Genomic DNA, 8,658 nt, shown 5'->3' with positions numbered 1-8,658 from the left:
ACCGACACCACCCCAACAGATACCGACACCACGGCAACGTCCGCGGCGACGCTCGGCTCAGACGGCTCCGGCTCTCTGCGCCCCGAGCGCCGAGCCTCACGCGAAAAGCTCAAGGCCGACGCCAGGCGCGTGAGCCGAGAGACCGGCAAATCCCTGGGCAAGCTGGACTACAGCCGACCTCGCCGTCCGGGCGAAGCCGAGCCGGAGACCAATACCCAGTACCCGCACAACACCCACCCGATCCTGGTCCCGGGAATCGCGATCGACGAACAGCGTCGCCACTATTCCCTTGACAAGATCATCTTCGCCATCGCGGGCACGCTGACAGTCGCCTTCGTCATCTGGGGCATCGTCGATTCGGACGGCGTCTCCACCGTGGCCACAGCCGCCTATGACTGGTCGACGTTGAACGTCGGCTGGTTCTTCAACCTCGTCGCGATCATCATTCTCGTCGCGCTGATCATTCTCGCGTTCTCCCCCTACGGCAAGATTCCGCTGGGCAAGGACGACGAAAAGGCTGAGTTCAGCACCTTCTCGTGGGTGGCGATGCTCTTCGCCGCCGGCATCGGGATCGGCGTGCTCTTCTTCGGACCATCGGAGCCGCTCACCTACTTCGTGTCCCCACCGCCGATGACGAACGCTCCCGAAAGCACCGAGGCACTGCACGGCGCCATGGCCCAGACATACTTCCACTGGGGCTTCCATGCGTGGGCAATGTATGCCCTCGTCGGCGGGGCGATCGCCTATGCTGCCTACCGGCGCGGTCGCTCCCTGCTTCTGTCCTCGATCTTCCAGACGCTCTTCGGCAAGCGCCACACCGAAGGCTTCGCAGGAAAGCTCGTCGACATCTTCGCGATCGTGGCGACCCTGTTCGGCACCGCCGCGGCATTGGGCATCGCTGCGATGCAGATCGGCTCCGGCGTCAGCATCGTCAGCGGCGTCGGTGAGATGACGAACAACATGCTCGTCATCATCATCCTCGTCCTCACCGTCGGGTTCGTCATCTCCGCAGTCTCCGGTGTCTCAAAGGGCATCCGTTACCTGTCGAGCATCAACATCGTCCTCACCGTAGGAATCGTGGCCCTCGTGCTCTTCCTCGGACCGACACTGTTCCTGCTCAACCTTCTCCCGTCGGCGATCATGGAATACCTCGGCTCGCTCTTCGACATGATGGGCAAGTCACTGTCCTGGGGATCGGAGACACAGGAGTTCCAATCCGTGTGGACGGTCTACTACTGGGCGTGGTGGATCTCCTGGTCGCCGTTCGTCGGCACATTCATCGCCCGTATTTCGCGCGGGCGCAGCATTCGGCAGTTCATCCTGGGCACGATCTTCATTCCCTCGACGCTTCTCTTCGTGGCCTACGGCATCATGGGCGGAACGTCGATCTGGATGTACCGAGAAGGCGCGGCCGGATTCACCGACAGCATGGCCGCCCCCGAGGTGTTCTTCACCCTCATCGACAATCTGCCCTTCGTCGAGTGGCTGCCCTTCGTCGCGATCGTCGTACTCGCCATCTTCTTCATCACATCTGCGGACTCCGCTTCGATCGTGATGGGAATGCTCACGAGTCGCGGCGACCAGGAACCCAGGAAATGGGTTGTGGTCTTCTGGGGTCTCGTGATGTCCGGCATCGCCGTGGTCATGCTGCTGCTGGGAAATGCCAATGCACTGGAAGGTCTGCAGCAGCTCGTCATCGTCACCGCAGTGCCGTTCGCCGTCATCATGCTGTTCATCATCATTGCCTGGTTCAAAGAACTGCGCACCGACCCGCTGGCACTGCGGCGACAGTACGCGCAGAACGCTGTGGACAATGCGGTGGTCGAAGGTGCCGACCGATTCGGCGACGACTTCGCCTTCCAGGTCGTGCAGACCGAACCGGGCGACGGCGCCAACGGCGGCATCGACTCCGAGCACGGGGACTACACCGATTGGTACCAGCGCACCAATGCTGACGGCGAACCGGTCGGCTATGACTACGAAACCGGACAGTGGGCCGATGGGTGGACCCCGGAGGAAGGTATCGCCGAGGTGGACGACACCGAAGCCACCACCGCCGAGGCGGACGCGAAGTCCGGCACCACCTCGGCGAGATCAGACGCTGAGGGCAATTCGGAACCCCGTGTGACCGAGTGATGTGTCCGGTGTCGCGGCCGTGCGCGCCGAGGTCCGATATCTCCGGCAATACGAGTCATGGCACATATAGGACCCGCCGCGCAGGACGGGACGAGGGTCGTGGGTACTGAACTCGCTGCTCGTCCACTCCCACACATTGCCGGTCGTATTGTGCAGACCGAATCCGTTGGGCCGATACGAGCCGGCGGGCACGGTCCCGACCGGCTGGGTCGGCCCATCCGGGAAGACACCTGTGAAGGTGTTCATCCGGGCTTCGCCGCCGGGTTCGCGCACCGCACCCCACGGGTAGGGCTGCTGCTCGAGGCCGCCGCGGGAGGCGAACTCCCACTCGGCCTCGCTCGGCAGTCGGGCGCCCACCCACTGCGCATACGCCTCGGCGTCGGTGCGGGAGACGTGGGTGACCGGATGGGTGGCCCAGTGTCTGAGAGTCGCGCCTTCCAGGGTCGATCCCGGAACACCCGGCACACCCGGCCCACCCGGCACACCGGCCGTGCCAGTTATCCCGGTCCCGGCGGGATGGAACCAGGTCGCCCCTGTGACCTGACGCCACCAGGGGGTAGCCTGCACAGCAGGGGAGGTCTCGTGCAGACCTTCGGCCAACAGGCCAGTGAAGACCAAGGAGTCACCATGAGTTTCGGCATCGGTGCGATGACCCGTCGACGCGACGAACGCGGCAAATTCTGCAACCGTGACCGTCGTCGCGGCGATCGCGAAGCCTTCGATTTCGACTTCGCGGACCGGGCCCTCACCGTCGTCGGGGTAGGCCAGCGGATCCTCGCTGCCCATGAGGAACGTGCCACCGGACAGCCCGATCATGGCCAGATCCTGCGGGGCCAGAGCCGCGAGCTCGGTCAGCAGCTGACCATCGGGACCGGGCACTGCGGTCGATTCCCCGCCCGACGATCCCACCTCGGCGGGGGATTCTTCTTCCTCAACACCCACCTCGGCGGGCCGAGTCTCGCTTTGGCTCGCTCCGACGGGCGAGTTCCGTGCTGGACCGCAGCATGAGGCCATTGTCGCCACCTTCAATCCACATCTGAGAATCAGCTTCTCAAGAATCTGTTCCATCTGACACACCTGCGCAGGTTGTCCCCACAGGCGACTTCGCAGACCATGCTTTCACACACAGACCTGACGTTTTTGAGAAAGGACGTGACCAGCATATGCAACCGCCGAACATCGTAGTGATCCAGGCCGACCAGATGGCCGCACAGGCACTGGGGGCCTACGGCGACACCGCCGCACTCACCCCGAACATGGACGCCCTGGCCGAGGACGGAGCCGTCTTCGATCGCGCCTACTGCAACACCCCGCTGTGCTCACCCTCGCGGGCATCGATGATGACAGGTCGGATGCCCTCCGACGTAGACTGCCTCGACAACGGCGACGACTTCGCCGCCTCGGTGCCGACCTTCGCCCACCGCCTGCGCAAGCTCGGCTACCACACCGCGCTCATCGGACGGATGCACTTCATCGGCCCCGACCAGCACCACGGGTTCGAAGAGCGCCTGACCACCGACGTCTACCCGGCCGACCTCGACATGGTCCCCGACTGGAATCGTCCCCTGAATCAGAAGCTCCAGTGGTACCACGAGGCCGACCCCGTGTTCACCGCAGGTGCGGCAAAGGCGAACGTCCAGCAGGACTTCGACGACGAGGTGATCTTCCGGACCCTGCGCCACCTCAACGGCCGGGTGCGGGCCAACCAGGCCGCCGGTGAGAACCAGCCCTTCCTCATGGTCACCTCGTTCATCCACCCACACGACCCGTACGAACCGCCCCGGGAGAACTGGGATCGTTTCGCCGAGGTGGACATCCCCGACCCGGCCCACCCCGAGGTTCCCGACATCGCCGAGGACCCGCACAGCCACCGACTGCGCACGATGAGCGGACTCGACGAGCGGGAACCGGGCACCGAGGACATCCGCCGAGCGCGACGTGCCTACTATGCGGCCGTGAGCTACATCGACGACCACATCGGCAAGGTCCGGCAGCGTCTGCGGGAACTCGAGCTCGAGGACAACACGGTCATCATCGTCACCAGTGACCACGGAGACATGCTCGGGGAGAAGGGGCTGTGGTACAAGATGTCCCCGTATGAGCAGTCCTCCCGTGTCCCGATCATCGTCAACGGCCCCGCCGAGGCAGTCACCCCGGGGCGGTATGCCAACCCCGTCAGTCTCGTCGACCTCATGCCGACGCTGCTGGACCTGGCAGGCTCCTCCGATCCTGACGCGACCGGACTGTCACTGTTCGAGTCCGCCCGACGGGAAGCCGCGGGGGAGAAGGGGCCTGCGGATCGTGACGTCATCATCGAGTACTTCGCCGAGGGCACGTACCGACCGCAGGTCACACTCATCCGCGGCCAGTACAAGCTGACGATCTGCCCCGGTGATCCGGAACTGCTCTTCGACCTCGAATCCGACCCCGACGAGCTGGTCAACCGTGCCGGTGACGCCGAGTACGCGGAGCTGGTGGCCACGATGCGTGCGGAACTCGACTCCCGCTATGATCTCGAACATCTTGAGGAGCATGTGCTCGGCAGCCAATCGAGCAGGCAGCTCGTCGCCGATGCGCTCAAGGTCGGAACGGTCCGGCACTGGGACTACGATCCGGAACCCGAGAACGGCTACGTCCGCGGAGACTTCTGGACCGCGTTCAGATACGGGAAGATCCCCGACACCACGGCCTGAACCCACGCTCGAGCGTAGAGCCGGTGGGCCCGCCGAGCGCAGAGCCGGCGCGGGCTGCCGCGCTCTGCTCTCGGCGGCGGGCCTCGGCGGGTCGGGTCGTCTATATCGGGTGCTTCAGCTGGGTTCGCCTCGGTGAAGATAATTCATCTGACATTGGGCGAGTTGCAGGTCACACTTTCAGTCTCGGGTGGCATCATCTGAACCAGGAGGGATGTCATGACCAACTTCGAGTGGACATCTGAAGTCCCGCTCGCCGCCGAGACCACATATCTCTGGCACGCACAGCCCGGAGCACTGACCCGGCTGTCCCCGCACTGGGCCCAGGAGATCGTCGAGGAGAGCTACCCTCCGATCGCACCCGGCTCGGTGGCGCGGGTCAAGACCAGTGTGCCCGGCAGCTACGGTCTCGTTCGGCGCCCATTCAGCTCGGTGCATTCGGAAGGACCTTCCCGCTTCTCGTTCGTCGACGAACTCAAGAAGGGTCCACTGAGCCAGTGGAAGCACACGCACGAATTCTCCTCTGTCGCCGGAGGAACAAAGATCGATGACCACATCGAATTCTCGATGGGTCCGGCGGGCTTCGACTCGATCGACCGCACCCTCATCCACAACCTCGAAGCGACCTTCGAGGCCAGACACACGCGCATGCTCATGGACATCGAGTTCCTCGAACGGATGAACGCACCTCTGCTGACGCGGAAGAAGGGCAAACGCATCCTCATCGCCGGCAGCAGCGGACTCGTCGGGCGGCAGGTCGCGGCACTGTTCTCCTCCGCGGGTCACTTCGTGCGACTTCTCGTCCGACGCACCCCGAAGTTCGAATACGAGTCCCACTGGAACCCGGAGTTGGGGATCATCAACCCGCGCGACCTCGCGTGGGCGGATGCGGTCGTTCACCTCGGCGGCCGATCCATCGCCACCCGGTTCACGAAGAAGGCGAAAGAGGAGATCCGCTCCTCACGCATCGACTCGACGACCCTGCTGGCAGAGACGATGCGCACTCTGCCCGAGGCGAAACGGCCCGAGGTGTTCGTCTGCGCCTCTGCGGTCGGGATCTACGGCTCCCACGCCGAGGTGCCCGTTGATGAGACCGCTCCGCCAGGGGACGGATTCCTTGCCGAACTGTGTCAGGAATGGGAGGCCGCTGCTGCCCGGGTCGAGGAGCTGGGCATTCGCCGGGTGTCGATCCGCTCGGGCATTGCCCTGACTTCGCTGAGTGGTTTCCTCAAACTTCAGACGCCCCTGTACTTAGCCGGTGCCGGCGGCCGGCTGGGCAGCGGTGAACAGGGCCTGGCCTGGGTCTCCCTCGATGACCTGGCCCGATCATACGTGCACGCGGTGCTCACCAACTATGTGCGCGGCCCCGTCAACGCAGTGGCCCCGGACATGGTCTCCCAACAGGAGTTCGCCGAGGCGCTCGCCGCCCACCTGCATCGACCGGCCCGAGTCCCGACCCCCGGCTTCGTCACCGAACTGGTCCTCGGCGCCGACGGAGCCAAGGAACTCGCATTGGCTGACCAGAAGGTGCGCCCGGAGAGGCTGGAGGAGACCGGATACCAGTTCGCCCACCCCACGCTGACCGCCTGTCTCGAGGAGGAACTCGGAAGCGGAGCGTGAAGTGGGCGAAAAGTCTCAGGTGAGGCTTGCCAGCCTGAGGTCTGAGAGGCCCTGAGCTCAGAGCCTCTTGCCGGCGATCTGCGCACCGGCGGTCAATGACTGCAGCTTCGCGACCGCGATCTCCGGGTGGACGCGTCCGCCCAGACCACAGTCGGTTGAGGCCACGACGTTGTCGGGACCGACGAGCTTCGCGAAGCGTTCGATGCGATCGGCGACGAGTTCCGGGTGCTCGACGACATTCGTGGAGTGGGAGACGATGCCGGGGATGATGTACTTGCCCTCGGGCAGCTTCGTGTCCTCCCAGATCCGCCATTCGTGCTCGTGGCGGACGTTGGCGGCTTCGAAGGTGATGCCGGCGGCGTTGAGAGTGAGCACCTGGTCGACGATCTCCTTGAACGGCAGATCGGTCACGTGCGGTCCGTGCCAGGAACCCCAGCAGGTGTGGACGCGCACCTGGGCCGGATCGATGCCGCGCAGGGCGTGGTTGAGGGCATCGATGCGGACCTGGATGAACGACCGGTAGTCGGCGAAGGACGGTTCCGGGTTGATCTGGTCGAAGTTCTCGGCCAGGGAGGGATCGTCGATCTGGACGGTCAGACCCGCCTCGGTGATGGCAAGGTATTCCTCACGCAGCACATCGGCCCAGGCCCAGATGAACTCCTCATCGCTTGCGTAGTACTCGTTGGCGATGCGCGAAGCAGACCCGGGGGACAGGGCGTTGATATAGCCGTCGCGTTCACCGTAGCCGGCGGCCGCGAGACCTGTCTTGAGGTTGGCGATGTCGCTGGCGACCTGGTCATGGCCCACGTAGCTGATGGCGCTGGTGGCCTTGGGGAACTGCGGCTGGTCCCCGGTGTCGGTGCCGGCGTTGGCATCGCCGTAGACGCCGGGGAAGAGGTTGCGGTCGCGGCGGTCGCCGAAGCTGGTCAGAACCGGGGCGCCCGGTTCTGAGCGAACCGCTGGGGCGTCCCACTTGTCGACGTTGTCGAGTTCGAGTCCGCCGGTGCGGGCGAATGAGTAGTGCCACCAGGCGCCGTAGTCGAAGTCCGCGGCCATCGAATGACCGTACTCCCCGTCGTTGGGGTTCGAGATGCCCAGATCCTTCTGGCGCTTGACGAGGTCGGTGACGCTGGCGGCGAGGAGCTCGTCGAACTCCTGTGTCGCGGCGTCCGAGACCGTTTCGCCAGCCAGACGGGCATGGTTCTGAGCCTGCTTGACCTTGTTGGCCTCGATGAGCTCGGGGGTGCGGGGTAAGGATCCTGCGTGCGAGGTGCGGATCGTGGCCATGGGTGACTCCTCTGGGTGTTCGGCGGCAGTTCGGTCGAATCGTTCTCTCTCAGGCAATCACATCAGCCGCCGCGCATGCGAGGGAGCCGTCATGTTCGGTCACGTGCTGCAGCTTTCATTTCGCGAAATGAGGGCGGCTGTCGCTCTCCCTGGCCTACAGTGATGACATGAGTCAGCAGGCTTCCTCGGCAGATGGGCCCTACTCGCCGAATCGGTCCGGCGTTCCATCTGCGTGGACTCCACCGGGGTATGTGCCCGCGGCGGGCGGTCCCGGATGGACGGCGCGAATCCTGTTCTGGGCCGCTCTGGTCATCGGCTCATTGCCCGAATTCGTGATGATGCCGATGATGATCGGCGGGGCTGGTCCCGAATTCTTCACCCGGTATTCGACCCTGATGATCCTGGTGGTGATCCTCGAACTCGTCCTCGGCCTCGTCGCGCTCCTCATCGTGAAGGCCAGCCCGATGAAGTTGCGACTGTTCGGAATGGGACTGCTCCTCTTCATCAGCATCTACGCATTGGGCGTGCGGTACCTGATGCCGATCATCGTCACTGGTGTTATCGGCAGCTTCACCCTGGCGATGAACATCCAGAGCATCATCTGGACCTTCCACGGCGGTGTCATGCTGGCCGGAACCCTCATTGCCTGGAACCTCGCGCGCAACAGAGTCTGGTGGACCAACCTCATCGCCGCCGGCTATGCGTTGCTGATGGGGCTTGTTGTGGCCTTCGTCGAATGGGCGCTGAATGTTCTGGGCTCGTCATTCGCAACGTCAATGGTACTCACGCAGCTGCTCGCACTCGCGGCGGCCCTCGGCGGTCTCGGACTGTTGCATGTGGTCGGTGACCTCGCGAACATGGGCATTGAGCGCCGAAGGGGTCGGGCGCCTGCAACTGAGCCATAATCGTACGACTCGTCCGAGGG

6 protein-coding genes are annotated in these 8,658 nt (G+C 64.3%); 4 read left to right on the top strand and 2 right to left on the bottom strand.

Annotated features, from left to right (window positions below):
- Positions 1–2,136: BCCT family transporter (locus L0G76_RS11880; protein ID WP_369696184.1), on the top strand; the 2,136-nt coding region annotated here is incomplete at its 5' end.
- Here L0G76_RS11880 and L0G76_RS11875 read toward each other — a convergent pair.
- On the bottom strand, positions 2,095–3,150 hold the full coding sequence (locus tag L0G76_RS11875) for a formylglycine-generating enzyme family protein (RefSeq protein ID WP_304357412.1): 1,056 nt from the start codon (positions 3,148–3,150) through the stop codon (positions 2,095–2,097). The genes L0G76_RS11880 and L0G76_RS11875 overlap by 42 nt on opposite strands.
- A gap of 149 nt (positions 3,151–3,299) precedes the next feature.
- Between L0G76_RS11875 and betC the strand changes: the two genes are divergently transcribed.
- Positions 3,300–4,829 (top strand): choline-sulfatase, encoded by a 1,530-nt coding sequence (gene betC / locus L0G76_RS11870; protein WP_304357411.1) that lies wholly within the window; start codon positions 3,300–3,302, stop codon positions 4,827–4,829.
- Positions 4,830–5,045: 216 nt separating this feature from the next.
- Entirely contained in the window at positions 5,046–6,446 is a 1,401-nt protein-coding gene (locus tag L0G76_RS11865) for a TIGR01777 family oxidoreductase (RefSeq protein WP_304357410.1), read from the top strand.
- Between the two features lie 57 nt (positions 6,447–6,503).
- On the opposite strand, the gene L0G76_RS11860 is transcribed toward L0G76_RS11865, so the two are convergent.
- A complete protein-coding gene (locus L0G76_RS11860; protein WP_304357409.1) occupies positions 6,504–7,733 on the bottom strand; it encodes a cobalamin-independent methionine synthase II family protein in 1,230 nt (409 codons plus the stop codon).
- 167 nt (positions 7,734–7,900) lie between these two features.
- Here L0G76_RS11860 and L0G76_RS11855 point away from each other — a divergent pair, with 167 nt between their 5' ends.
- Entirely contained in the window at positions 7,901–8,638 is a 738-nt protein-coding gene (locus L0G76_RS11855) for a hypothetical protein (RefSeq protein ID WP_304357408.1), read from the top strand.
- Positions 8,639–8,658: the final 20 nt, after the last annotated feature.

Origin of the sequence: Brevibacterium picturae (assembly GCF_030453725.1) — a bacterium.
Taxonomy (GTDB): Bacteria; Actinomycetota; Actinomycetes; order Actinomycetales; family Brevibacteriaceae; genus Brevibacterium; species Brevibacterium sandarakinum_A.
Note: the sequence above shows the minus strand (reverse complement) of the source record. Positions and strands in the feature narration are given on the sequence as shown.